The 23,358-nt window shown below is 75.0% G+C and carries 16 protein-coding genes; 10 read left to right on the top strand and 6 right to left on the bottom strand.

Annotation, left to right across the window (positions count from 1 at the left end; translation table 11 throughout):
- Positions 1–3: 3 nt before the first annotated feature.
- A complete protein-coding gene (locus B8281_RS01560; protein ID WP_085386689.1) occupies positions 4–4,671 on the bottom strand; it encodes a hypothetical protein in 4,668 nt (1,555 codons plus the stop codon).
- A gap of 171 nt (positions 4,672–4,842) precedes the next feature.
- Between B8281_RS01560 and B8281_RS01555 the strand changes: the two genes are divergently transcribed.
- Positions 4,843–5,367 carry an FBP domain-containing protein gene (locus B8281_RS01555; RefSeq protein ID WP_085386688.1) on the top strand — a complete coding sequence of 175 codons (525 nt, stop codon included), beginning with the start codon at positions 4,843–4,845 and terminating at the stop codon, positions 5,365–5,367.
- The gene (locus B8281_RS01550) at positions 5,367–5,933 is read left to right on the top strand and encodes a TetR/AcrR family transcriptional regulator (RefSeq protein ID WP_198163111.1); all 567 of its coding nucleotides are present in this window, start codon (positions 5,367–5,369) and stop codon (positions 5,931–5,933) included. Before B8281_RS01555 ends, B8281_RS01550 begins: the two co-directional genes overlap by 1 nt.
- Before the next feature lie 74 nt (positions 5,934–6,007).
- On the opposite strand, the gene B8281_RS01545 is transcribed toward B8281_RS01550, so the two are convergent.
- Positions 6,008–7,141, bottom strand: coding sequence for a diacylglycerol kinase family protein (locus B8281_RS01545; RefSeq protein WP_043655302.1), 1,134 nt, complete (start codon positions 7,139–7,141; stop codon positions 6,008–6,010).
- A gap of 137 nt (positions 7,142–7,278) precedes the next feature.
- Here B8281_RS01545 and serS point away from each other — a divergent pair, with 137 nt between their 5' ends.
- Together serS and B8281_RS01535 are read left to right on the top strand one after the other, a co-directional pair.
- Positions 7,279–8,562 (top strand): serine--tRNA ligase, encoded by a 1,284-nt coding sequence (gene serS / locus B8281_RS01540; protein WP_043655299.1) that lies wholly within the window; start codon positions 7,279–7,281, stop codon positions 8,560–8,562.
- Between the two features lie 68 nt (positions 8,563–8,630).
- Positions 8,631–9,389 carry an HAD family hydrolase gene (locus B8281_RS01535; RefSeq protein ID WP_051028200.1) on the top strand — a complete coding sequence of 253 codons (759 nt, stop codon included), beginning with the start codon at positions 8,631–8,633 and terminating at the stop codon, positions 9,387–9,389.
- 44 nt (positions 9,390–9,433) lie between these two features.
- Here the strand turns inward: B8281_RS01535 and B8281_RS01530 are convergent, their stop codons facing one another.
- Both B8281_RS01530 and map read right to left on the bottom strand, forming a co-directional pair.
- On the bottom strand, positions 9,434–10,450 hold the full coding sequence (locus B8281_RS01530; protein ID WP_034652566.1) for a hypothetical protein: 1,017 nt from the start codon (positions 10,448–10,450) through the stop codon (positions 9,434–9,436).
- A 233-nt stretch (positions 10,451–10,683) separates the two neighbouring features.
- A complete protein-coding gene (gene map / locus B8281_RS01525) occupies positions 10,684–11,475 on the bottom strand; it encodes a type I methionyl aminopeptidase (protein ID WP_021482979.1) in 792 nt (263 codons plus the stop codon).
- Between the two features lie 171 nt (positions 11,476–11,646).
- Here map and B8281_RS01520 point away from each other — a divergent pair, with 171 nt between their 5' ends.
- From B8281_RS01520 to B8281_RS01500, 5 genes are all read left to right on the top strand, one after another.
- A complete protein-coding gene (locus B8281_RS01520) occupies positions 11,647–12,675 on the top strand; it encodes a LacI family DNA-binding transcriptional regulator (protein ID WP_232322639.1) in 1,029 nt (342 codons plus the stop codon).
- A gap of 272 nt (positions 12,676–12,947) precedes the next feature.
- Positions 12,948–14,354, top strand: coding sequence for an ABC transporter substrate-binding protein (locus tag B8281_RS01515; protein WP_085386685.1), 1,407 nt, complete (start codon positions 12,948–12,950; stop codon positions 14,352–14,354).
- A 178-nt stretch (positions 14,355–14,532) separates the two neighbouring features.
- Complete coding sequence (locus B8281_RS01510) at positions 14,533–15,516, top strand: carbohydrate ABC transporter permease (RefSeq protein ID WP_034652574.1); 984 nt, start codon at positions 14,533–14,535, stop codon at positions 15,514–15,516.
- Complete coding sequence (locus B8281_RS01505; RefSeq protein WP_021483010.1) at positions 15,513–16,463, top strand: carbohydrate ABC transporter permease; 951 nt, start codon at positions 15,513–15,515, stop codon at positions 16,461–16,463. Before B8281_RS01510 ends, B8281_RS01505 begins: the two co-directional genes overlap by 4 nt.
- Before the next feature lie 110 nt (positions 16,464–16,573).
- Entirely contained in the window at positions 16,574–17,494 is a 921-nt protein-coding gene (locus B8281_RS01500; RefSeq protein ID WP_085386684.1) for a DMT family transporter, read from the top strand.
- 13 nt (positions 17,495–17,507) lie between these two features.
- Here the strand turns inward: B8281_RS01500 and B8281_RS01495 are convergent, their stop codons facing one another.
- Together B8281_RS01495 and B8281_RS01490 are read right to left on the bottom strand one after the other, a co-directional pair.
- Positions 17,508–18,140, bottom strand: a complete 633-nt coding sequence (locus B8281_RS01495; protein ID WP_043655284.1) for a bacterial proteasome activator family protein — start codon at positions 18,138–18,140, stop codon at positions 17,508–17,510.
- 54 nt (positions 18,141–18,194) lie between these two features.
- The gene (locus tag B8281_RS01490; protein ID WP_085386683.1) at positions 18,195–19,172 is read right to left on the bottom strand and encodes an NAD(P)H-quinone oxidoreductase; all 978 of its coding nucleotides are present in this window, start codon (positions 19,170–19,172) and stop codon (positions 18,195–18,197) included.
- A 230-nt stretch (positions 19,173–19,402) separates the two neighbouring features.
- On the opposite strand from B8281_RS01490, the gene B8281_RS01485 reads away from it, so the two are divergent.
- Complete coding sequence (locus B8281_RS01485) at positions 19,403–23,323, top strand: sensor histidine kinase (RefSeq protein WP_198163110.1); 3,921 nt, start codon at positions 19,403–19,405, stop codon at positions 23,321–23,323.
- Positions 23,324–23,358: the final 35 nt, after the last annotated feature.

Genomic DNA, 23,358 nt, shown 5'->3' with positions numbered 1-23,358 from the left:
GCGTCACGACGCGGCGCTCTCGACTCGCGACGCGGAGCCCGCCCCGGCGCGCTCGTCCGGATCCTCGCGCTCGCCGTCGCGGTCGCCGGCGTCCGCCGCGTGGAGCGCGGCGACGGTGAGCAGCGGCACCGCCGGGATGAGCGCGATGAGCGCGATCCGCACGCCGAAGTCGTTGACGAGGGAGCCCGCGACGGCCACGATCCACAGGGCCAGGAGGGTCGGGCGCACGAGCGGCCACGCGGCCTCCGTGCGCGCGAACCAGCGCGGCGTGAAGCGTCGGGGCCAGAACAGCAGCAGCGCGGCCGCGACGAGCACGGCGATCGTCAGCCACACCGGCACCCCGCCGAGCACGGACCGTGCCGCGTAGCCCGCCTTGCGGAGCAGCGTCTCCCACGCCGACCCGTCGACGACCTGCCCGACGAACCGGCCCAGGTGCGAGCGCTCGTCGGCCGGGCGCAGCCAGTCGAGCACGCCGACGGCGGCGACGAGCGCGACGCCCGCCGTGGCGACGAGCAGGAAGCGGCGCCACGTGACGCGCGCGCCCGAGGCGGCGAGTCCCAGCACCGCGAACGCGGGCACGACGACGAGGCCGCCGCCGAGGTCGGCGCCGAGCGTCGGCCACACGTCCACGACCATCGTCACGAGGCCGATGACCCCCACCGTCGCGGCGGCGGCGTACCGGTGGCCGCGGGCGACGAGCCACTGAGCGAGCGCCGCGGCGACGACGAGCGCCGCGACCGCGTACACGGAGAACGTCGGGTTCCCGAACCCGTAGAACCGGGCGCCGAACGTGGGTGCCGAGCCGAGCGGGCTGGCCCGGTTGAGCGGGGTGCCGACGAGCGCGTCGAGCGTGAGCACGGCGAACGTGATGCCCGCGACGATCCCGGGCCCGAGCCACACCGGCCGACGCGGGGCGAGCGCGCCCAGGCCGGCAACGGCCGCCGTCGCGAGGACCGTGGACACGACGATCGCGAGCGTCTGGTTCCCGAACCGCCACCAGCCCGTGAGCGACACGAGGAAGGCGGCGGTGGGCACCGCGGCGACGACGAGCGCGGACCCGCGGGCCCAGTGCGCCGCACGGGCCCAGCGGGCGCGCGCACGGTCGCCCGTCGCGCGCGCGGCGCGCGGCGCGAGCAGGAGGCAGAGCCCGGCGATCACGAGCCCGGCGTAGAGCGGCACGTCGACGAACGCGGTGTAGACGGCGCGGCGCACGTGGTCGCGGGTCGTGAGGTCGGCGAGGGCGTCGGCGGTCGACGTCGCGTCGGCCGGGCGCGGCGAGCCCCAGGCCAGCGGCGTGTCCTGGATCCGCGCCGGCGTGGCGGCGCCCGCGGCGTCGAGCACCGTCGCGGGGACGTCGAGCACGCGCGCGACGCCGTCGGTCCGGGTGGCGGCGCTCGTCAGGTAGCGCGACTGGTCGGGGCCGTCGGACGACGGGCGCACGAGCGTCGTGCCGAGCGCGGGCCGCGTGCCGGGCGTCCCGGCGACGTCCACGACGAGCACGGTCGTGCCGCTCGGAGCGGCGTCGAGCACGGCACCGACGGTCGCGTCGACCGCGGTGAGGCGGTCGGCGCGCAGGGTGCTGCGCAGCGTGGCGCGCTCGTCCGCCGGGAGGTCGGGGTCGACGACCGGCGGGGTCGCGTCGCCCGCGTCGACGACGGTCACGGGGCACGCGAACGCGTCGGAGCCGGGTGCGGTCGCGTCCGCGAGGTCCCGGTAGCGCGCGACCTGGCCCGTGGAGTCCGCGAGGGCGACCGCCGCGCCGGGGCCCACCGCCGTCGCGCACACCGCGCCGTCGGCGCCGGCCGCGGCGAGCGCGTCGCCGAGGACGCCGAGGCGCGCCTGGTAGCCCGAGCCGCGCTGGAGCGCGACCAGGTCGTCCCAGCCCTCGACCTGTGCACCGTCCGCGCCGTCGGGGGTGGGCTGCGCCGTCGGGCACGCCCACGCGCCGTCGGGTGCGCGCTCGGTCGTGACCTCGGCGAGCTGCCCGGCGGAGAGCGCGAGCCAGCCGCCGACGGTGCAGCGGCTCGCCGCACCCGTGGGCTGGGAGACGCCGCCGGCTCCCGCGCCGTCGGTGAGCAGGGCGTGGAGGGTCGGGGTGGCGGACGACGTGACGTCGCTCCACGTGACGCCCGTGGTCCCGACGACGACGACCGGCCGGTCCGTCGCGATCGCGTCGGAGCGGGTCACCGACGCCTCGCCGCCCGCCGGGGCGGCGCTGGCCGCCGGTCGGAGCCCCGTCGAGGCGAGCACCGTGGCGGCGAGCAGGACGACGAGCAGGAGCCCGGCCCCCACCGTCGCGAGCATCGTCGGCATGCGCCGGATCCCCGGCTCGGGAACGGCTCCCGCGGTCTGCCGGGGCGCGGGGCGCGCGAGGAACCCCGGCACGATCATCGCGGTCGCGACCACCACGACCATGACGGCGATGATGACGCCCGAGTCGTTGAGGACGGAGCCGACGCCCGCGACGACGACGAGCGCGACGACGAGCGGGCGCAGCACCGGCCAGGTCTCGTAGGCCCGCGCGACCTCCGGGAGGCGGAAGCGCTCGGGGCGCAGCACGGCGACGGCCACGAGGACCACGAGCACCGCGGCGACAGCGCCGAGCGGGTTCGCGAGGGTCGCCCAGGCGCCGAGCGCCTTGCGGCCGATCACGTCGAGCGCGGCGCCGTCCACGACGGTCTGGACGAACCCGCCGAGGTGGGACCGCCCGCCCGGCAGCAGCCAGTCGACGACCGCGACGACCACGACCACGAGCACCGTCGCGAGCGCGACGACGAGCGCGCGCAGCCACGTGATGCGGATGCGGCCCACGAGGAGCGCGAGGACGGCGAACGCGGGGACGAGGGCGAGGATGCCGCCGAAGTCGGCGCCGAACGCGGGCCAGCCGTCGATGACGACCGTGACCACCCCGACGGCGACGACGGACCAGGCCGCGAGCCGGCGTCGTCCGCGGGCGGTCGCGGCCGACGCGAGGCCGCCCGCCAGCACGAGGCCGGCGACGGCGTACACGGCGAAGGTCACGTTGTTGAAGCCGTAGAAGCGCGTGAAGCCCACGACGGCGGACGTCCCGAGCAGGGAGGCCTGCTGGAGCGTCGTGCCGGTCGCGCCGTCCACGGTGAGCACGAGCCACGTCACCCCGGCGAGGGCCGACGGCAGCGCCCAGGGGCGCCGCGGGAGGAGGCGCGAGACGACCCACGCGACGAGGGCGACGACCACCGCGCTCACCGCGAGCGCGAGCGTGAGCGCCGGGGCGGGCGCGCTCCACACCCACCAGCGGGACAGGCTCGCGAGCGACGCCGCGACGGGAGCCGCCGCGGCCACCATGAGCACGGCGGAGAGCACGCGCAGGCCGCGCGGTCCCGGGCCGGGCTCGCGCCCGCGGCGGACGGCGGCGCGGCGCGCCCACAGGACGCCGCCGAGCGCCAGGACCAGGGTGGCGACGAGGAGGCCCACGAGCACGGGGTAGAGCGTGGGGATGGTGCTGGTGAGGACGTTGAGGTACTGCCGGTTCTCGACCGTGCGGGCCACGTCCATGCGCCGGACCTCGCCCTGCTCGAGCGCGGCGCCCTCGAGCCCCTCGGTGCTGCCGCCCGCCGACTCCACGACGGTCGCCGTCAGGTCCGCGAGCTGGACGATGCCGTCCTGCTGCGTGCTCGGCGAGTGGAGCCAGCGGCTCGTCGGCTGTCCCTTGCGCCAGTCGACGACGACCTGGAGCCCTGCCTCGCTGACCGGTCCGGCCGACACGCCGGCCACGACGACGCGCGTGCCCCGGTCGACCTCGTCCATGACCCGGGCGAGCGCCTCGTCGAGCTCGTCGAGGCTCTCGCCGCGGCCGGTGGCCGAGTCGACGATCTCGCCCTGGTCGACGACCGTCACGTCGCACGCGTCGAGGCCGCCGTCGGGGAGGGCGGCGAGCGAGGGCGCGTACCGCTCGACGTGCCCGACGGCGTCCGCGAGCATCACCGCGGCACCCGGCCCGACGGCGGTCGTGCAGACGCCCGTCTCGACGAGCCGGGCCGCGGCGGTCCCGGGGTCGTGCCGCGCCGCCTGGGCGGGCGTCTCCTCCGTGGCGGGCGTCGTGAGGACGGCCCAGCCGGGGACGTCGGCGGGGCGTGCGTCGGGCGTGGTCGTGCCGGTCGTCGCGACGGCGGGCACGGGCAGAGGGAGGCAGCCGCTCGCGGGCTCCTCGGCGTCGGCGGGGAGGGGCTCCGCGGGCTGCTCCGCCGTCTGGGCCGAGACCATGCGCCCCGCGGAGAGCGTGAGCCACGCGTCGGTCGTGCACGCCGTGCGCCCGAGGTTGAGCGACGCGACGGACCCCGTCCGGATCATCGACCACAGCGTGGGCGTCGCGGTGGGGGAGACGTCGCTCCAGTACAGGCCGGCCACCGCGACCAGCACGACGGGCCGCGGGTCGTGCGTCGGTGCGGCGGCGAGCGGGCTCGTGGTCTCGGCGACGCCGGCCGCGGTGCCCGAGCCTCCCGCCGCGACCGCCGGGGGCGCCCCGGTCGCCGCTGCCGCCGTGGCGGTCGCCGCCGCCGGGCCCGCAGTCGCGAGGAGCGTCAGCAGCAGGGCGACGGCGGTGGCGAGCGCCGCCGTCCGCCGCCCGAGGCCCCGGTCCCGGCGGACGGGCTGGGTGCGGGCAGGGGGGAGCGCGGCGGCCGGGAACGTCACCGGACCAGCCTACGGGGGCGCGACGCGCCGCCCCCGACCGGCCCGGCCACGTCTGCGCAGGTCCGCGCGCGACGCTCACGCGGCCTCCACGGGGGCTGCGCGCAATCTTCTGGACGGGCAGACTTGGGAGCGTGTACAAATTGTATCTATGTACAAATTGAAGGAGCGACGGTGCGTGCGCTGACCCGCGCCGAGGCGCGGTCCGCGATCGTCAACGTCGACCCGGCGGAGGGGAAGGTCCGCCTGCCCGGCCACTTCGACGCGCTGCGCTGGGAGGAGCTCGACTACCTCGGGTGGCGCGACCCGCGCGCGCCCTCCCGCGCGTTCCTCGTCGCGGACGTCGACGGGCGCGCGGTCGGGGCGCTCCTGCGCCAGAGCCCGAGCCACGCCGAGGCCGGGTCGCGCGCCGTGATGTGCGCCCTGTGCCGCTTCTCGCGGCGCTTCAACGAGGTCGCGCTGTTCGCGGCGCACCGGCCGTCGCGCGACCCGCGGAAGCGGCTCAGCAGCGTGGGCCTCCTGCTGTGCACCGACCTCGACTGCCACCGCAACGTCCGGACCGTCCGGTCCGGCGGTCCGCTCGACCCCCCGCCCGACGAGGTCGTGCGGACTCGTCGGGAGGGCCTGCGGGCGCGTACCGTCGCGTTCCTGCACACCCTGACCGACGGCGCCCCGACGGCGCGGACGAGGAGTCGTTGATGGCCTACCTGCCGCGCGCGGAGCGTCGGGACTCCATCGTCGCGGCAGCGGCGGCCGTCGTGCGCCGCGACGGGCTCGGCGCCGTCACCGCGCGCGTCGTCGCCGACGAGCTGGGCGGGTCGCCGGGGCAGATCCACCACCACTTCGCGTCGACGGACGAGCTCGTCGCCGAGGCGTGGCGGCGGTACGCCGACGTCGAGATCGGCGCCTTCGAGGATGCGGCCCGCGGCCGCTCCGCCCGCGCCGCGCTCGAGCTCTTCTTCGAGGACCTGCTCGGGCCCGGCGGCGACGGCCGGGCGCTCGCCCGGTGGGCGGAGGCCGGGGCGCACGCGCAGCTGCGGCCCGCCGTCGCGCGGGCGTACGTGGAGACGCTCGGGCTCCTGACCGACGTCCTGGCGGACGTCCTCGGCGACCGCGGCGACGCGCGGCGTCGGGAGGCTGCGGGACGCCTGCTCATGGTCGGCGTCGGCCTCGCGGGCCTCACCCGCGTCGGCGGGGAGCGGGTCGTCCCGCCGGCGGCCGTCATGCGGTCGGCGATCGACGCGGAGACGGCCCGCGCGGACTGATCTCGTGGACCGACCGCGCGGCACCGTCCGCGCGGCACCGTCCGCGGACCGGGCCCGTCGCCCGCCGCCGCGCGTCAGGCCGTGCGCACCACGAGGGCACCGGGGTCGACGCGCGTCTCGATCTCGACCGCGAGCCCCAGCACGTCGCCGTCGACCTGCGCCTGCTCGCCCTCCTCGACGCGCACCCGGACCCGTCGGGCCCGCGCGTGGTCGATGCGCCCGATCTTGGCGGGCAGGTCGTTCCGGACGCCGAGGCCCTGCATGACGACCTCGCCGAAGAGCTGCGCCCACCCCACGACGCCGCCGCGCGTGTCGACCGCGGCGACGTCGAGCACGCCGTCGTCGATCACGGCGTCGGGCAGGAGCGTGATGCCGCCGGGGAGCCGGCCGCAGTTGCCGATCATGAGCGAGCGCAGCCGTGCGTCGACGGGCGGCGAGTCGTCGAGCTGGATGCGGGCCCGCATGCGGCGGCCGTGCAGGTGGCGGATCCCGGCGACGAAGTACGCGACCCACCCGACCTTGGCCTTGAGCTCGTCGTCGGCGTCGGCGACCATCGCGGCGTCGAACCCGAGGCCCGCGATGACGAGGAAGATGTGCTCCTTGCCGGGCTCCCGGACGGGGTCGAGGGTCGTGCCCTCCACGTCCCCGGGGCCCGCGGGGTCCGCGTACCGCAGGACCGTGACCCAGCCGACGTCGATCGGGCGGTCCGACCCCGCGATCACGACGGCGAGCGCCGCGCGGGCGTCGCCCACGGGCAGGTCGAGGTTGCGCGCGAGGAGGTTGCCGGTGCCGACGGGCACGAGGCCCATCGTGCGGCCGCTGCCGACCATGCCCTCCGCGACCGCGCGCACGGTGCCGTCCCCGCCCACGGCGACGACGACGTCCGCCCCCTGGGCGAGCGCGGCGCGGGTCTGCCCGACGCCCGGGTCGGCGATCGTCGTCTCGAACCACAGCGGGTCCGGGAGGGCGGCGTCGGCGAAGGCGCGGCGCACCACGGCCTCCAGCCCGACGACGTCGGGCTTCGACGGGTTGGCGACGAACGCGACGAGCTCGCGCGGGTCGTCGTCGGGGGGCGTCTCCTCGACGGGGAGGTCCGCGCCGTGCGCGCGCCGCAGGCGCGACTGCTGGGCGCGCAGCCCCAGCGCGACGACGAGGGCCACGACGGCGACGGCGAGCGCCGCGATCGCGACCCAGAGGGTCCAGGCCATGGCGACACCGTAGCGGGGTCGTGGCTGTGGAGGACCACGACCGCCGCACCGCCGGGTTCGTGAGGCTGCTGGGGAGATCGACCTCCGCCTGTGGAGGACCACGACCGCCGCGCCGCGGGGTTCGTTAGGCTGCTGGCGTGATCGACCTCCGCCTCCTGCGCGACAACCCCGACATCGTCCGTGCCAGCCAGGTCACCCGTGGTGACGACCCCGCGCTGGTGGACGCCGCCCTCGACGCCGACGCGCGCCACCGCGCCGCGCTGAGCGAGTTCGAGAGCCTGCGCGCCGAGCAGAAGTCCCTCGGCAAGCAGGTCGCGCAGGCGCAGGGGGAGGAGAAGCAGGAGCTGCTCGCGCGCACCAAGCAGCTCGCCGCCGACGTCAAGGCGCGGCAGGCCGACGCGGACGCCGCCTCGGAGGAGCTGCGCGGGCTGCTGTTCCGCATCTCGAACGTCGTCGAGGGGGCGCCTCCCGGAGGCGAGGACGACTACGTCGTGCTGCGCGAGGAGGGCACAATCCGTGACTTCGCGGCTGAGGGGTTCACGCCGCGCGACCACCTGGAGCTGGGCGAGGGCCTGCGCGCGATCGACACCGAGCGCGGCGCGAAGGTCTCGGGCGCCCGGTTCTACTACCTCACGGGCGTGGGCGCGCGCCTCGAGCTCGCGCTGCTCAACGCGGCGATGGACACGGCGGTCGCGGCGGGCTTCACGCCCGTCATCACGCCGACCCTCGTGCGGCCCGAGGTCATGCAGGGCACCGGGTTCCTCGGCGCGCACGCGGACGAGATCTACCGCCTGGAGAAGGACGACCTCTACCTCGTCGGGACGAGCGAGGTCGCGCTCGCGGGCTACCACGCGAACGAGATCGTCGACCTGTCGGGCGGCCCGCTGCGGTACGCCGGGTGGAGCGCGTGCTACCGCCGCGAGGCCGGCTCGCACGGCAAGGACGTGCGCGGCATCATCCGCGTGCACCAGTTCCACAAGGTCGAGATGTTCTCCTACTGCGACCCGTCCGACGCCGCCGCGGAGCACCAGCGCCTGCTCGGCTGGGAGGAGCAGATGCTGCGCCTCGTCGACCTGCCGTACCGCGTCATCGACACCGCGGCGGGCGACCTCGGGTCGAGCGCCGCGCGCAAGTTCGACTGCGAGGCGTGGCTGCCCACCCAGCAGCGCTACCTGGAGCTCACGTCGACGTCGAACTGCACGACGTTCCAGGCGCGCCGCCTCAACGTCCGCGAGCGGGTCGAGGCGGACGGAAAGACGGAGACGCGGACCGTCGCCACGCTGAACGGCACCCTCGGCACGACGCGCTGGATCGTCGCGATCCTCGAGAACCACCAGCAGCCCGACGGGTCGGTCCGCGTGCCCGAGGGGCTGCGGCCGTACCTCGGCGGCCTCGAGGTCCTCGAGCCGGTGGTGGCGTGACGGACGCCCGGGAGACCACCGATGCGGCCGAGCCGCTGCTCGTCGCGCTCGACATCGACGGCACGCTCATGTCCTACGACCAGGAGCTGTCGGAGGACGTGCGCGACGCCGTCGCGGACCTGCGCGCCGCGGGGCACCACGTGGTGCTCGCGTCGGGCCGGTCGCTCATCGCGATGACGCCCGTCGCGGAGATCCTCGGGATCGACCGCGGCTGGGTCGTCGCGTCCAACGGCGCCGTGACCGCGCGGCTGGACCCCGACGAGCCCGACGGGTACGTCCTCGAGGACGTCGTGACGTTCGACCCGGGCCCGGCCCTGCGGCTCCTGCGCGAGCACCTGCCCGACGCGCGGTACGCCGTCGAGGACGTCGGCGTCGGGTTCCGCATGAACGAGCTCTTCCCCGACGGCGAGCTCGACGGCGTGCATCGCGTCGTCGAGTTCGACGAGCTGTGGTCCGGCGAGGTGACGCGCGTCGTCGTGCGGGCGCCGGGGTCGACGAGCGAGCAGTTCCACGAGCTCGTGGAGCGGCTCGGCCTCGACGACGTCACGTACGCCGTCGGCTGGACGGCATGGATGGATCTCGCGCCCCTCGGCGTCACGAAGGCGACCGGCCTGGAGCTCGTGCGTCGCACCCTGCACGTCCAGCCGCACCGGACCGTGGCCGTCGGCGACGGGCGCAACGACGTCGAGATGCTCCGCTGGGCGGCCCGCGGCGTCGCGATGGGCCACGCGGACGACGTCGTGCAGGCGGCGGCCGACGAGGTGACCGGCACCATCGAGGACGACGGCGCGGCGCGCGTCCTCCAGAGCCTCCTGCCCGCGCGGTAGCGCCCGGGCGCCGGGGGAGAGGCGCCCGACCGGGGCCGCACGCCTCAGGGTCGTGTGAAGGTGATCTTCCCCGCTGCGTCGCGTGCGACGGTCCCGGTGTACGAGGCGCGCACCTCGACGGGCAGGTCGCCGTCGTCCCAGAGCAGGACGGTGTACTCCGCCGTCGCCTCGTACGCCCCGTCGACGTACCGGATCTCTGGCCCGGGTTCGGCGAACCACTCCGTTCGGGAGGTCTCGCGCGCGTTCTCGACGAGCTCCGACGGGCAGGACGGACCGGCGAGGCCTTCGTCCTCGCAGGCGGCCCGCAGTCCCTCGACCGCTTCCTCCACCCCCGGCTCGACGTCGGGCCGCAGGGTCGGGGTGAACGCGAAGCCCTCGGCCACGACCCCGTCCTCCCGGACGACGTCGGGCACGTAGGCCGTGAACGACGAGCCCCGGCGCAACCCTTCGAGGAGACCGGTCGGGTCGGTGTACTCGACGGCATAGGCACCCGGGAGCAACGTGACGGGAGTGAGCTCCGCCGCCGGGTACTCGACCTGGCCGTTGACCGTCAGCGTGCCGGACACCGGCTGACCCGCACCGATCGTGTCGGCGGTGCCCAGGTCGCTGATCGTGGTGCGGTCGCCGTCGCGGGTCGTCCGGACCTCCAGGCGCACGGCGCCGTCGACGCCGTCGAGGGTGAACTCGACCGTCACGCTCGCGCCGGCCGACGAGCCGGAGGACGCCACCACGCGCGCGTCGGTGGGCCGAGCCACGGAGGCGCGGTAGAAGTCGTCGTCGACGAGATCCTCGTCGAGGTCGATCGTGGTGAGCGCCGCGGCGTCGCTCGCCCTCCCGGCCTCCAGGCTCGCGAAGAAGTCCTCGACCACCGTGACGCTCTCGGTGGTGTCGGTGTCGACCGCGCCCGGTGCGCACCCGGCGAGCACGACGGAGACGGCGAGACCGCCGGTGAGGCGGGCAGCGGCTCGCCGCCGCCGAGCGTCGCGGGGGCGGCCGGCCACCGTGGTCCGCGCCTCCCCGGAGCCTCGGTCGAGGTCGCGTCCGTGAGCGTCGTGCGTCATCCCTGCATCCTCTTCGATCGACGACGGGAACGTGGCGCCACGGCGTCAGGCGCGTCCCGGCGTCAGGCGCGTCCCGGACGGTGCGGCGGAAGGGGGCGGGTGGCGACGTCTGGCGGTGCTCGGACGTCGCTCGGCGCCCGCAGTGACGATGCCCGCCGACCCGCGGTACCGCGGCTCTACCTCGGCGGACCGGGGCTCTACCTCGGCGGACCGCGGCTCTACCTCGGGGACGGTCAGTCGCGGGGCTCGCGCGCGGTGAGCACGACGGGACCGTCCTCGGTGATCGCGACGGTGTGCTCGCTGTGCGCGCCGCGCGACCCGTCGGCGGAGCGGAGGGTCCAGCCGTCGGGGTCGGTGTAGATCTCGTCGGTGGTCTCGAGGAACCAGGGCTCGATCGCGATGACGAGGCCCGGCTTGAGCGGGAACCCGCGCTTGCGGCGGCCGTCGTTGGGGATGTGGGGCTCGCCGTGCATGGTGCGGCCGACGCCGTGCCCGCCGAAGTCGGTGTTCACCGAGTAGCCCGCGGCGTGCGCGACGTCGGCGATGGCGGCGGAGATGTCGCCGACCTTCTTGCCCGGCTGCGCGGCGGCGATGCCCGCCTCGAGCGCGCGCTCGGTCGTCTGGATGAGCCGGGCGTCCGCCTCGCCGAGCGCGCCCGCGCGCGGCGTGCCGACGACGAACGACAGCGCCGAGTCCGCGACCCACCCGTCGACGGAGGCGGCGAAGTCGATGCTCAGCAGGTCGCCGTCGCGCAGCGCGTAGTCGTGGGGGAGGCCGTGCAGCACGGCGTCGTTCACGGACGTGCAGATCACCTTGCCGAACGGGCTCGCGCCGAACGACGGGTGGTAGTCGATGTAGCAGGACTCGGCCCCGCGGTCGCGGATCATCCGGTGCGCGACCTCGTCGAGCTCGAGCAGGTTCGTCCCGACCTTCGTGGCGGCGCGCACCGTGGTGAGGACGTCGGCGACGAACCGTCCGGCGGGCCGCATCTGCTCGATCTCCCGCGGGGTCCTCAGCTCGATCATCGTGGTCCTTCCGGTTCGCAGGTGGTGGTGCCCGACGACGGCGCGGCGGGCTCGGGCGTGCCGAGCGGTGCCGAGGGCGGGCCCGACCACGATATCGGTCCCCGCGGGAGCAAGCGCTTGCATCGATCTGCTCACGATGCGGCACGGTGCCTCGCCAGGGTCCGTCCCGGCGTGGCAGCATCACCCGTCGTGGCAGGTATCGACGACGTCGCCCAGGCCGCCGGGGTGTCCACGGCGACCGTCTCGCGCGCCCTGCGCGGCCTGCCGAACGTCTCCGAGGCGACGCGCCTGCGGGTGCTCGCGGAGGCGGCGCGGCTCGGGTACGTGCCCACGCCGTCGGCGTCGTCCCTGGCGACGGGGCGGACCCGGACGATCGGCGTGCTGACCCCGTGGGTGAACCGGTGGTTCTTCGCCAACGTCATCGAGGGCGCCGAGCGCGCCCTGCGCGACCTCGGCTACGACGTGCTGCTCTACACGTTCGACGTCCGTCGCACGTCGTCGCGCCGGCGGGTCGACCCGAGCGTGCTGCGCCACCGCGTGGACGGGACGCTCGTCGTCGGGCTGCCGCTGGACGACGACGAGGTGCGCTCGCTCGTCGGGCTGGCGCGCCCGCTGGCGTTCGTGGGGTCCGGGCCGGCGGAGCAGGTCACGGTCCGGCTCGACGACGTCGCGACCGGTCGGGCGGCGACGCGCCACCTGCTGGACCTCGGGCACCGGGTGATCGGGCACGTGACCGGGGTGCCGGACCTGGTGTCGTCGTGGTCCCCGCCCGTGGAGCGTGCGCGGGGGTACGCGCGCGCGCTCGAGGAGGCGGGCGTCGTCGTGCAGCCGGACCTCGAGGTGAACGGCGACTTCGACGTCGCGGGCGGCCGCGAGTCGACCGCGGAGCTGCTGCGCCGCCGTCCGGACGTGACCGCGGTGTTCGCGGCGTCGGACGAGATGGCGATGGGGGCGATCCTCGCGGCGCGCGACCTGGGCCTGCGCGTGCCGGAGGACCTGTCCGTCGTGGGCGTGGACGGGCACGACCTCGGCGAGCTGGTCGGTCTGACCACGATCGCGCAGGACGCCTACCAGCAGGGCTTCGACGCGGCGCTCCTGCTCCTCGACATGATCAACGGTGCCCCCGTCCCCGAGAGCCTGACGTACCCGACGGAGCTCGTCCGGCGCGGTTCGACGGCGCCGCTCGCCCCGAGCGCGTAGGCCCGGCCGCGTCCCCGGCCCGCGCCGGGACGCCTCGGCACGAGCACGGTGTGGGAGCGCGACCAGCCGCACGCGGCCCGAGAGAGCGCGTACCCGGCCCGCGTGACGGAATCGTTACGCAAACTCACCTCTGCTGTGCTTGCACCCGCGGCATGCAACCGCTTGCATGGTGGGAGGGCGAGAGCGCACCCGCGCTCGCGACGTCGCGATGCGCCCGGTCCTCACCGGACCGGGGTGACGACGTCCGGACCCACGACGAGGTGGAGGCTGAGATGACCAGGACCACGAGGACCAGCGCGGCGCGTCGCCGCACGCTGGCGGTCGCCGCCGGCGGCGCGAGCCTCGCGCTCGTGCTCGGGGCGTGCAGCAGCGGGGGCGGCGGCGGGGGCGACGAGGAGTCGCCCAGCGCGGAGGTGGACTGCGCCGACTTCGAGCAGTACGGCGACCTGTCCGGCAAGACCGTCTCGGTCTACTCGACGATCGTCGACACCGAGGCCGAGCAGCAGCAGGCGTCGTACGAGCCGTTCGAGGAGTGCACGGGCGCCACGATCGACTACGAGGGCTCCAAGGAGTTCGAGGCCCAGCTCCCCGTCCGCATCCAGTCCGGCAGCGCGCCGGACATCGCGTACCTGCCGCAGCCCGGCCTCCTGCGCCGCATCGTCGCGGACTTCCCCGACGCGATCCAGCCGGTCGGCGACCAGGCCGCGGCCAACGTCGACCAGTACTACACCGAGTCCTGGAAGGAGTACGGCACCGTCGACGGCACGCTGTACGCGACGCCGCTCGGCGCGAACGTCAAGTCGTTCGTCTGGTACTCGCCGTCCATGTTCGAGGAGGCGGGCTACGAGGTCCCGACGACGTGGGACGAGCTCATGGAGCTCTCCGACCAGATCGTCGCCGACAACCCCGAGGGTGACGTCAAGCCCTGGTGCGCCGGCATCGCGTCCGGCGAGGCGACCGGCTGGCCGGCCACCGACTGGATGGAGGACGTCGTCCTGCGCACGGCGGGCCCCGAGGTCTACGACCAGTGGGTCAACCACGAGATCCCGTTCAACGACCCGCAGATCGCGACGGCCCTCGCCGCGGTCGGCGACGTGCTGAAGAACGAGGACTACGTCAACGGCGGCCTGGGCGACGTGAGCAGCATCGCGACGACCGAGTTCACCGAGGGCGGGTACCCGATCATCGACGGCCTGTGCTACATGCACCGCCAGGCCACGTTCTACCAGGCGAACTGGACGACCCTCGACCCCGACCTCGAGGTGGCCGAGGACGGCGACGTGTGGGCGTTCTACCTGCCGGGCGAGTCGGCCGACGACAAGCCGCTGCTCGGTGGCGGCGAGTTCGTCGCGGCGTTCAACGACCGTCCCGAGGTCCAGGCCTTCCACGCATACCTGTCGAGCCCCGAGTGGTCCAACGCCAAGGCGAGCGTGACCCCGCAGGGCTGGATCAGCGCCAACAACGGCCTCGACCCCGAGCTGCTGCAGTCGCCGATGGACCAGCAGGCGTACGAGCTGCTCACGGACGAGAGCTACACGTTCCGCTTCGACGGCTCGGACATGATGCCCGCCGCCGTCGGCGCCGGCTCGTTCTGGTCCGAGATGACCGAGTGGATCGCGAGCGACAAGTCCGACCAGGCCGTGCTCGACGCCATCGAGGCGTCCTGGCCGACGTCCTGACCTGCGGGCGGCCCGGGGGCTGACGGCGCGGCGCGAGCCACGTCGTCGGGCCCCGGGCCCGCGCGTCGACCCGGGGGCGGGTCGCCCGGGCCGGACCCGGGCGGCCCGCCCTCGGGCGACCGCCCCTCGTCGTCCACCTCGTCGTCCCGGCCGCCGCCGGCCACCTCAGGAGCCTCACATGGACTGGTTGCTCGAACCCTCCGGGACGGGGGGCAAGCTCGCGGTGATGGTCGTCGCGATCCTGCTCTTCGTCGTCGTCATGGGTCTGATCCTCTTCCTCGTCGACCGGCCGAAGCGCGTGCCCGGCTGGGTCGTCGCGATCGCGTTCGCCGGGCCCGCGGTCGTCATGCTCGCGTTCGGCCTGCTGTACCCGGGGCTGCGCACGATCCGCGACTCGTTCTACAACCGCACGGGCTCCGCGTTCGTGGGGCTCGACAACTACGTCACCGCGTTCACGCGGGACGAGTTCCAGATCGTCCTGCGCAACACCGCGATCTGGGTCATCGTCGTCCCGCTCGTCTCGACGTTCCTCGGGCTGGTGTACGCGGTCGTCGTCGACCGGTCCCGCTTCGAGAAGCTCGCCAAGACCCTGATCTTCCTGCCCATGGCGATCTCCATGGTCGGCGCGGGCATCATCTGGAAGTTCATGTACGAGTACAAGCCGGCCAGCCAGCCGCAGATCGGCCTGTTCAACCAGGTCCTCGTGTGGCTCGGGCTGGAGCCGCAGCAGTTCCTGCTCAGCGCGCCGGCGAACACGTTCTTCCTCATCCTCGTGATGATCTGGATCCAGGCCGGGTTCGCCATGACGATCCTCGCCGCCGCGATCCGCGCCATCCCGGACGACATCGTCGAGGCGGCCCGGCTCGACGGCGTCGGCGGCATGCGGATGTTCCGCTACATCACGGTGCCGAGCATCCGCCCGGCCCTCGTCGTCGTCCTCACGACGATCGCCATCGGCACGCTCAAGGTCTTCGACATCGTCCGCACGATGACGGGCGGCCGGTTCGAGACGTCGGTCGTGGCGAACGAGTTCTACACGCAGGCGCTGCGCCAGGGCGAGCAGGGTCTGGGCGCCGCGCTCGCCGTCATCCTCTTCGTGCTCGTCATCCCGATCATCGTGTACAACGTGCGGCAGCTGAAGCAGGCGGAGGAGATCCGATGAGCACCCCACTGTCCGCCTCCGTGCCCGACGCCCCGCTCGTCGACGAGACCGTCGAGGAGGGCAGCGGCAAGGGCGTCGTCGCCGGCCTCGACGCGCGCGCCGACAAGGTGCGCCGCAAGGTCTCCTCGCGGCCGGCGTCGATCATCGCGATCGTGCTCGCCGTCCTGTGGACGATCCCGACGTTCGGGCTCCTCGTCACGTCGTTCCGGCCGCCGCGCGAGATCCGCCGGTCGGGGTGGTGGGAGGCGTTCGCGAACCCCGAGTTCACGGTCGACAACTACACGGACGCGCTGTTCGGCGGCTCGACGAGCTTCGCGACGTACTTCGTCAACTCCCTCGTCATCACGCTGCCCGCGGTGATCATCCCGATCACGCTCGCGTCGCTCGCCGCGTACGCGTTCGCGTGGGTGAACTTCAAGGGCCGCAACCTGCTGTTCGTCGCGGTCTTCGCGCTCCAGATCGTGCCCATCCAGGTCACGCTCGTCCCGCTGCTCACCCAGTACGTGGACTGGGGGATCGACGGCTCGTTCTGGCCCGTGTGGCTGTCGCACTCGATCTTCGCGCTGCCGCTCGCGATCTTCCTGCTGCACAACTTCATGAAGGACATCCCGCGCGAGCTCGTCGAGGCCGCCCGGGTCGACGGCGCGGGGCACGTGAAGATCTTCTTCCAGGTCCTCATGCCGCTCCTCGTCCCCGCCATCGCGGCGTTCGGCATCTTCCAGTTCCTCTGGGTGTGGAACGACCTGCTCGTCGCGCTGACGTTCGCGTCCGGCCAGGACACCGCACCCATCACGGTGCGGCTCGCCGAGCTGTCCGGCTCGCGCGGCGCGAGCTGGCACCTGCTCCCGGCGGGCGCCTTCATCTCCATGGTCGTGCCCGTGGTCGTGTTCCTGGCGCTCCAGCGGTACTTCGTGCGCGGCCTGCTCGCCGGCTCGGTCAAGGGCTGACGCCGGCCGCACCGAGCCCGAGGCGGCGGCTCGTCCCGCACGGCGGGCGGGCCGCCGTCGCACGTCCGGCGTGCGACGTCCCCGAGCGGGCGCGGTCGTAGAGTCGGTCGGTGCCCACCCGAACCGCCGCCCTCGACCGCGTCCCGGCACCGGCGCTGTTCGTCGTCTCGGGCCTCACGCAGTACCTGGGCGCGGCGATCGCCGTCGGGCTGTTCGCCGTCGCCGGGGCGGTCGAGGTGGGGTGGCTGCGCATCGCCGCGTCCGCGCTGCTCCTGCTCGCCTGGCGCCGCCCGTGGCGGCGACGGTGGACGCGGCACGACCTCGCGTGGGCCGCGGTCTTCGGGGTCGCGCTCGCGGCGATGAACCTCGCCTTCTACGTCGCGATCGACCACCTCCCGCTCGGCACCGCCGTCGCGATCGAGTTCCTCGGCCCGGTCGCGGTCGCGGCGGTCACCGGCAGCGGCTGGCGCGAGCGCGGCGCCATCGCGGTCGCGGCGGCCGGGGTCGTGCTGCTCGCCGGCGTGACGGTCGGGTCCGACCTCCCGCACGACGACGCCGTGCTCGGCCTCGCGGCGATCGCCGTCGCCGCCGCGTGCTGGGCCGCGTACATCGTGCTCGGTCGTCGGGTCGCCGTCGGGGGCTCGGGCGTCACGTCGCTCGCGCTCGGGATGACGGTGGGCGCGCTCGTGTTCGCGCCGTTCCTCGCGCCGGACGCCGTCCCGGTGCTCGGCGACTGGCGGGACGCCCTGGCCGTCGCGGGGATCGCGCTGTTCTCGTCCGTCGTGCCCTACGCGCTCGAGCAGGTGATCCTGCGCCGCGTCAGCGCGGCGACGTTCTCGGTGCTCCTCGCGCTGCTCCCGGCGACGGCGGCCGTGGTGGGCGCCGTCGTGCTCCGGCAGGTCCCGAGCCCCCTGGAGCTGGTCGGCCTCGTGCTCGTCTCCGGGGCGATCGCCATGACCGCCGCGCGCCCGGGCGCGCGCGGGCGCGGGGAGCCGGACGACGTGCTGCCGACCGACCCCCCGCCCGCCTGAGCGGGCCCGGACCTCAGAGGTACTGGCCGGGCGAGGGGCGGCCGTCGTGCTCGTCCGGGCGCGGCTGCTGCCCCGGCATCCCGCCGGGCGCACCGGGGCCCATGGGCGGCAGCGAGCCGGGCGGGAGGGCCCGGCGCATCTGCGAGAGCTGCGCCTGCGCGGCCATCTGCTGCGCGACGAGCGCCGTCTGGATGCCGTGGAACAGCCCCTCGAGCCAGCCCACGAGCTGCGCCTGCGCGACGCGGAGCTCCGCGTCCGTCGGGACGCTGTCGTCCGAGAACGGCAGCGTGATGCGGTGCAGCTCCTCGACGAGGTCCGGCGAGAGGCCCTCCTCGAGCTCCGTGAGGGACCGCTCGTGGATCTCCGCGAGCCGCGAGCGCGCCGCCTCGTCGAGCGGGGCGTCGCGCACCTCGTCGAGGAGCTTCTTGATCATGCCGCCGATGCGCATGACCTTGGCCGGCTCCTCGATGACGGTCGCCGGGTTGCGGTCGGGGTCGGTCGAGTCGTCGCTCTCGACGACGCTCACCCCCGTGCCGTCGGGCATGACCACGGTGGAACGGCCGGGCTCGTCGTCGCCCTGCGCGGTCGCCGCGGGGTCGGGAGCGGTGGGCTCGTCGGGACGGGGGTCGCGCGGTTCGTCAGCCATGGGTCCAGTCTTGCGCGTGCCACCCCCGCGCGCACCGACGGGCGCGACCCGCCGTCACGGGACGAGCAGCACCTTGCCGAACACCTCGCCCGAGTCGAGCAGCTCGTGCGCGCGCGCCGCCTCGTCGAGCGGCAGGCGCGCGTGCACGACCGGCCGCACCCGGCCGTCCTCCACCAGCGGCCAGACGTGCGTCAGCACCTCGTGCACGATGCGCGCCTTCTCCTGCGGCGGGCGGGCCCGCAGCGTCGTGCCGGCCACCGTGGCGCGGCGGGCGACGAGGAGGCCGAGGTCGAGCTCCGCGCGTCGTCCCTTCTGCATGCCGATGACGACGAGGCGCCCGCCCGTGGCGAGGACCTCGAGGTTGCGCGGCAGGTAGGCCGCGCCGACGACGTCGAGCACCACGTCCGCGCCGTGGCCGCCCGACGCGTCCCGCACCGCGGCGACGAAGTCCTCCTCGCGGTGGTCGACGGCGAGGCTCGCCCCGAGCGCGAGGCACCGGTCGGCGCGGTCGCGACCGCCCGCGGTCACCGCGACGTGCGCCCCCAGCGCCGCACCGAGCTGGACGCCCACCGTCCCGACGCCGCCCGATCCGCCGTGCACGAGCAGCCACTCGCCGGGCGCCAGGCGGCCCACGTCGACCACGTTGCTCCAGACGGTGCACACCGCCTCGGGGAGGGCGGCGGCGTCCACGAGGTCGACCCCGTCGGGGACGGGGAGCACCTGCGTCGCGCGCACCCGCACCTGCTCCGCGTACCCGCCGCCGTCGAGCAGCGCGACCACCCGGTCGCCGACCGACCAGCCCGACACCGCGTCCCCGACGCGGGCCACCGTGCCCGAGACCTCGAGGCCCGGCCAGTCGGGTGCGCCGGGCGGGGGAGGGTAGGATCCAGCGCGTTGTAGCAGGTCAGCACGGTTCACGCCAGCGGAAGCGACGTCGACCACGAGCTCGTCCGGCCCAGGGGTCTGGTCAGGGAGCGTGGAAACCGTTAGTTTCTCAGGGCCACCGGGGCCCGATATCGTGACGCCTCGCATCTCGCCGAGACTACGCGGAGGGCCCGGGAGGCGCCGGATCACCGACGGGGGCACCGCGTGACGAGGGCGATCGTTCGTGCTCCTCGCGGATTAGGTGTCCGGGGGAAGTGCACCGATAGTTAGTACGCACGACCGGGGAGCGAGCCCGGGAGGCGCCGCTGCCACGCGCGTCGACCATGCCGCCGAACGGGTGGACCAGGTGATGGAGGCAGGTTCGTATGCTCCGCAGGTTGAGCGTCCGCGGGAAGATCCTTGCGGCACTCGCGGTGCCCGTCCTCGTCCTCTTCGCCGCGGCGGCGATCATCTCGGCCCAGGCCATCGGGACCGCGCGCGACGCGAGCCAGACGAGCGCGCTCGTCGCGGCGCTCGCGGCGCAGGACGCGGCCGGGACGGAGATCGCGGCCGAGCGCACGTACTCGTTCCTCGACGCCAACAGCACGCGCGACACGGCCGAGGAGGCCGAGGCGCAGATGATGGCGCAGCGCGAGAAGACCGACCGCGCGCTCGACGCGCGCGACCGCGCGTACGAGCGGCTCAACACGTCGGCGCTCGACCCCCGCGTGCGCAAGGCCATGGCCGACACGATCGGTGACCGGTCCGAGCTCACCGGTGTCCGCCAGGCGATCGACCGGTCCGGTCTCGGCCAGCTGCAGCGCAACTCGTTGTACGGCGACCTCATCGACGCGGCGCTGGACGTGCCGCGCACGCTCGCGGACACCACTCCCGACCGCAGCCTCGCGCAGTACCTCGACACCTACGTGCTCCTCGACGAGCTGCTCGCCCAGCAGGCGCTCGAGCAGCCGCTGGCCGGAGCGGTGCTCCAGGCCGCGCAGGCGGGCCAGCAGAGCGACACCACCAACCAGCAGGCCGCCGTCCTCATCACCACCGGTAACACACTCGCCGGTCGGACACGCGCCGCGGTCCGCCAGCTGCCGGGGGAGTTCCGCCTCGAGACGCCGACCGCGACCTACAACCAGATCCGGGAGAACCTCATCGGGTCGCGCCCGGCAGCCACCCCGCCCAGCCAGGCCGCGCAGTGGCCGACCCTCTCGCAGGAGGACCGCGACCAGACCGCCCCCGTGCGCGACGCCGTGCGCACCGAGACCGCGGAGAAGGCCTCGGACCTCGCGGGGGCCGCCACGACCCGCGCCGTGATCACCATCCTCGTGACGCTCGCCGCGGTCGTCGCCTCGATCCTCGTGGCGGGCTTCATCGCGCGCGCGATCGTCAACCCGCTGCGGCGCCTCACCGACGCCGCCGAGGACGTCCGCGACCAGCTCCCGAAGCTCGTCGAGCAGGTCGCCGTCCCGGGCCAGGGCCCGGGCATCGACCTCGCGCCGATCACCGTCGAGTCCAGCGACGAGGTCGGCCAGCTCGCGACCGCGTTCAACGACGTGAACCAGACGACGATCAAGGTTGCCCGCGAGCAGGCCGCGCTGCGTGGCTCGATCGCCGAGATGTTCGTCAACGTGGCCCGCCGCGACCAGGTGCTCCTCAACCGCCAGCTCGCGTTCCTCGACGACCTCGAGCGCTCCGAGGAGGACGCGGGCACGCTGTCCAACCTCTTCCGCCTCGACCACCTCGCGACCCGGATGCGCCGCAACGCCGAGTCGCTGCTCGTGCTCGCCGGCATCGACTCGGGCCGTCGGGTGCGTCAGCCGATGCCGGCCTCCGACGTCATCCGCACCGCGTCCTCGGAGATCGAGCTGTACGACCGCGTGCGCCTCAACCTCGTCGTCGACCCGCTCATGCTGGGGCACAACGCGCTCAACGCGGCGCACCTGCTCGCCGAGCTCCTCGAGAACGCGACGATGTTCTCCGAGCCGCACACGCCCGTCGAGGTCACCACCGGCCGCGACGCGGACTTCGTGCACATCACCGTCCGGGACCACGGTCTGGGCATGACGGCCGAGGAGATCGCGGAGGCGAACCGCAAGGTCGCGACGCACGCGGCCTCGGACGTCGTCGGTGCCCAGCGCCTGGGCCTGTTCGTGGTCGGCCGCCTCTCGGAGCGGCTCGGCGCCAAGGTCCGCTTCAGCGCCGGCGGCGACGAGCAGGGCACCGAGGTCGTCGTGTCCTTCCCGGCGGTCCTCTTCGTGCCCGACTCGAACGTCCCGCTCCCGCAGCCGACGGACCCGCTGGAGACGAGCACCCAGGCCGCCGCGCAGCAGCTCACGAGCACGGGCGTGATGCCGGCGCTCCCCGCCGAACCCGCCGCCCCCGCACCCGTCCCGACGGCGTCCGTCGCGGCCGTGGAGCCCGAGGCGCCCGCCGCCGTGCCGGTCGACCTCGACGCGCTCACCGACGGGACCACGCAGACGGGCATGCCGCGCCGTCGCTCCCGCACGGTCGACCCGGCGGCGGCCGCGCCCAGCGCGTCGTTCGCGTCGGGCCCGCAGACGGGCGCGATCGTGCTCCCGCCGCTCGCGACCCCGGCCCTCCCGGACGAGCTGCCCGCCGCGGACGAGGCCTGGACCCCGCCCGCGGAGGTGGCTCCCGCCGCGTCCGCGCTCCCGAGCCGGTCCCGTGCCGCCGCGACCCCGGTCGAGCCCGTCTCGGCCGAGATCCCGGTGCTCGACGTCAGCACCCGCAGCGCGCTCTTCTCGAGCTTCCGCCCCGTGGGCGAGCGGCCGGTCACCGAGAACCCGGTTGAGCTGCCGGTCGCGCCGGACGTCACGGCGACCGACATCCCGCTGGTGAGCGACGTGCCGACCGCCGAGGCCGCCGTCCACCACGAGGTCGTCTGGACCCCGCCGGAGGTCGCGGAGCAGCCGGCCGCTCCGAGCACGGCCACGGGCACGGAGCAGGCCTGGGCGCCCGAGCAGGCCTGGACCCCGGAGCAGCCCGCCGAGCAGACGTGGACCCCGGAGCAGCCCGCCGAGCAGGCGTGGACCCCGGAGCAGCCCGCCGAGCAGGCCTGGGAGCCCGAGCCTGCGCAGGAGACCGCGTCCGCGGGCTGGGCGCCGTCGTCGTTCGCCGAGGAGCCGCTCGACGCGACCCGCGTCGTCCCGCCCGTGGCGGTGCAGCCCGAGCAGCCCGCGGCCGAGCGCGCGCCGCTCGCCGACCGGAGCCAGGCCGCGACCGAGGTCCGGCCCGTGGCGCCCTCCGCCCCGGAGCAGACGACGGACGTCCCTGTCGTGGCCGAGGGTCGTGCCGGGGACGGCGCAGAGGAGATCCCCGCCGAGCTCTCGTTCGAGGCGCTGCCGCGCTTCGAGGAGCTCATGGCCGACCTCCCGACGCGCCGATCGCTGCGCGAGAGCCAGGCGCGCAAGCGCGGTCTCTTCGGGCGTCGTCCGCGGACGACCGCCACGCCGCAGGCGACGCGACCCGCCGGCCCCTCGGCGGAGGCGCTCGCCTCGCGCCCGGCGGTCTCGACGCCGGCGCCGGCACCGGCGGCGGCCGCACCCGCGGCGTCGAACCCGGTGGCACCTGCGCCCGCGGCGCCCGCCCCGGTCCAGGGGGCCCCGGCCGCGCGGCAGGAGCCGGGCGCGCCGGCACGCACGTCCGCGTTCGCGCCGCGCGCCGACCTCCCTGCTGCGCCCACGCCGTCCTTCGCCCCCGAGGCGCCGGCGGCCCCGGTGCAGGAGACGCGGAGCCTCCCCCCGGTCCAGGACGACCCGTACCCCGCGGTCCGACCGTCCGCGCCCGAGCCGGCCCCCGCCGCCGCGTGGGACGCCGCTCCCGCCAGGGACGCGGCGTCGGGCTACGGTCCGCCGAGCCCGCTCGCCCGGCGCCCGGTCGCGGAGTCCCTCGAGCCGCTGGACGCGGGCTACGTGTCCGACTCCGTCGAGGCGCGGTCGGACTGGATGGCGTCGGCGGTGCTGTACGAGGAGATGTCCACCCTGCTGCAGGGCAGCACCGATTTCCAGGAAGCGACCTTGGCGGACCCGAACGACGGCATCTACCAGCCGCTCAAGGTCGACGCCGCGGCGTCGGGCCTCGCGCGACGCTCGCGCGGCGAGGAGCGCGACGGGTACGTCGACCGCTTCACGGCGCGGATCGACCGCGACCCGGAGCAGTTGCGGGCGCGCCTGTCGGCGTTCCAGTCGGCGACCGCCCGCGGGCGTGTCGAGGGGCAGGACGAGACGAGTTCGACGTGGAACCCCGAGGCCATGGATTATGTCCCTGATTCAGCGCCGCAGGCGCGGTGACGACATGCCGTCTGCGGCAACTGACGAGGAGGAAC

The organism is Cellulosimicrobium sp. TH-20, from assembly GCF_002105775.1.
Classification (GTDB): domain Bacteria; phylum Actinomycetota; class Actinomycetes; order Actinomycetales; family Cellulomonadaceae; genus Cellulosimicrobium; species Cellulosimicrobium funkei.
The sequence above is the reverse complement of the archived record's forward strand: the minus strand, read 5'-3'. Positions and strand labels throughout refer to the sequence as shown.

Bases quoted from the DNA above. Each gene is read 5' to 3' on its own strand.
- B8281_RS01515 (WP_085386685.1), top strand. From the start codon at position 12,948: ATGACCAGGACCACGAGGACCAGCGCGGCGCGTCGCCGCACGCTGGCG.
- B8281_RS01530 (WP_034652566.1), bottom strand. From the start codon at position 10,450: ATGACGCACGACGCTCACGGACGCGACCTCGACCGAGGCTCCGGGGAG.
- B8281_RS01505 (WP_021483010.1), top strand. From the start codon at position 15,513: ATGAGCACCCCACTGTCCGCCTCCGTGCCCGACGCCCCGCTCGTCGAC.
- B8281_RS01510 (WP_034652574.1), top strand. From the start codon at position 14,533: ATGGACTGGTTGCTCGAACCCTCCGGGACGGGGGGCAAGCTCGCGGTG.
- B8281_RS01490 (WP_085386683.1), bottom strand. From the start codon at position 19,172: ATGCGAGGCGTCACGATATCGGGCCCCGGTGGCCCTGAGAAACTAACG.
- B8281_RS01550 (WP_198163111.1), top strand. From the start codon at position 5,367: ATGGCCTACCTGCCGCGCGCGGAGCGTCGGGACTCCATCGTCGCGGCA.
- B8281_RS01545 (WP_043655302.1), bottom strand. From the start codon at position 7,141: ATGGCCTGGACCCTCTGGGTCGCGATCGCGGCGCTCGCCGTCGCCGTC.
- B8281_RS01495 (WP_043655284.1), bottom strand. From the start codon at position 18,140: ATGGCTGACGAACCGCGCGACCCCCGTCCCGACGAGCCCACCGCTCCC.
- B8281_RS01535 (WP_051028200.1), top strand. From the start codon at position 8,631: ATGTCCTACGACCAGGAGCTGTCGGAGGACGTGCGCGACGCCGTCGCG.
- map (WP_021482979.1), bottom strand. From the start codon at position 11,475: ATGATCGAGCTGAGGACCCCGCGGGAGATCGAGCAGATGCGGCCCGCC.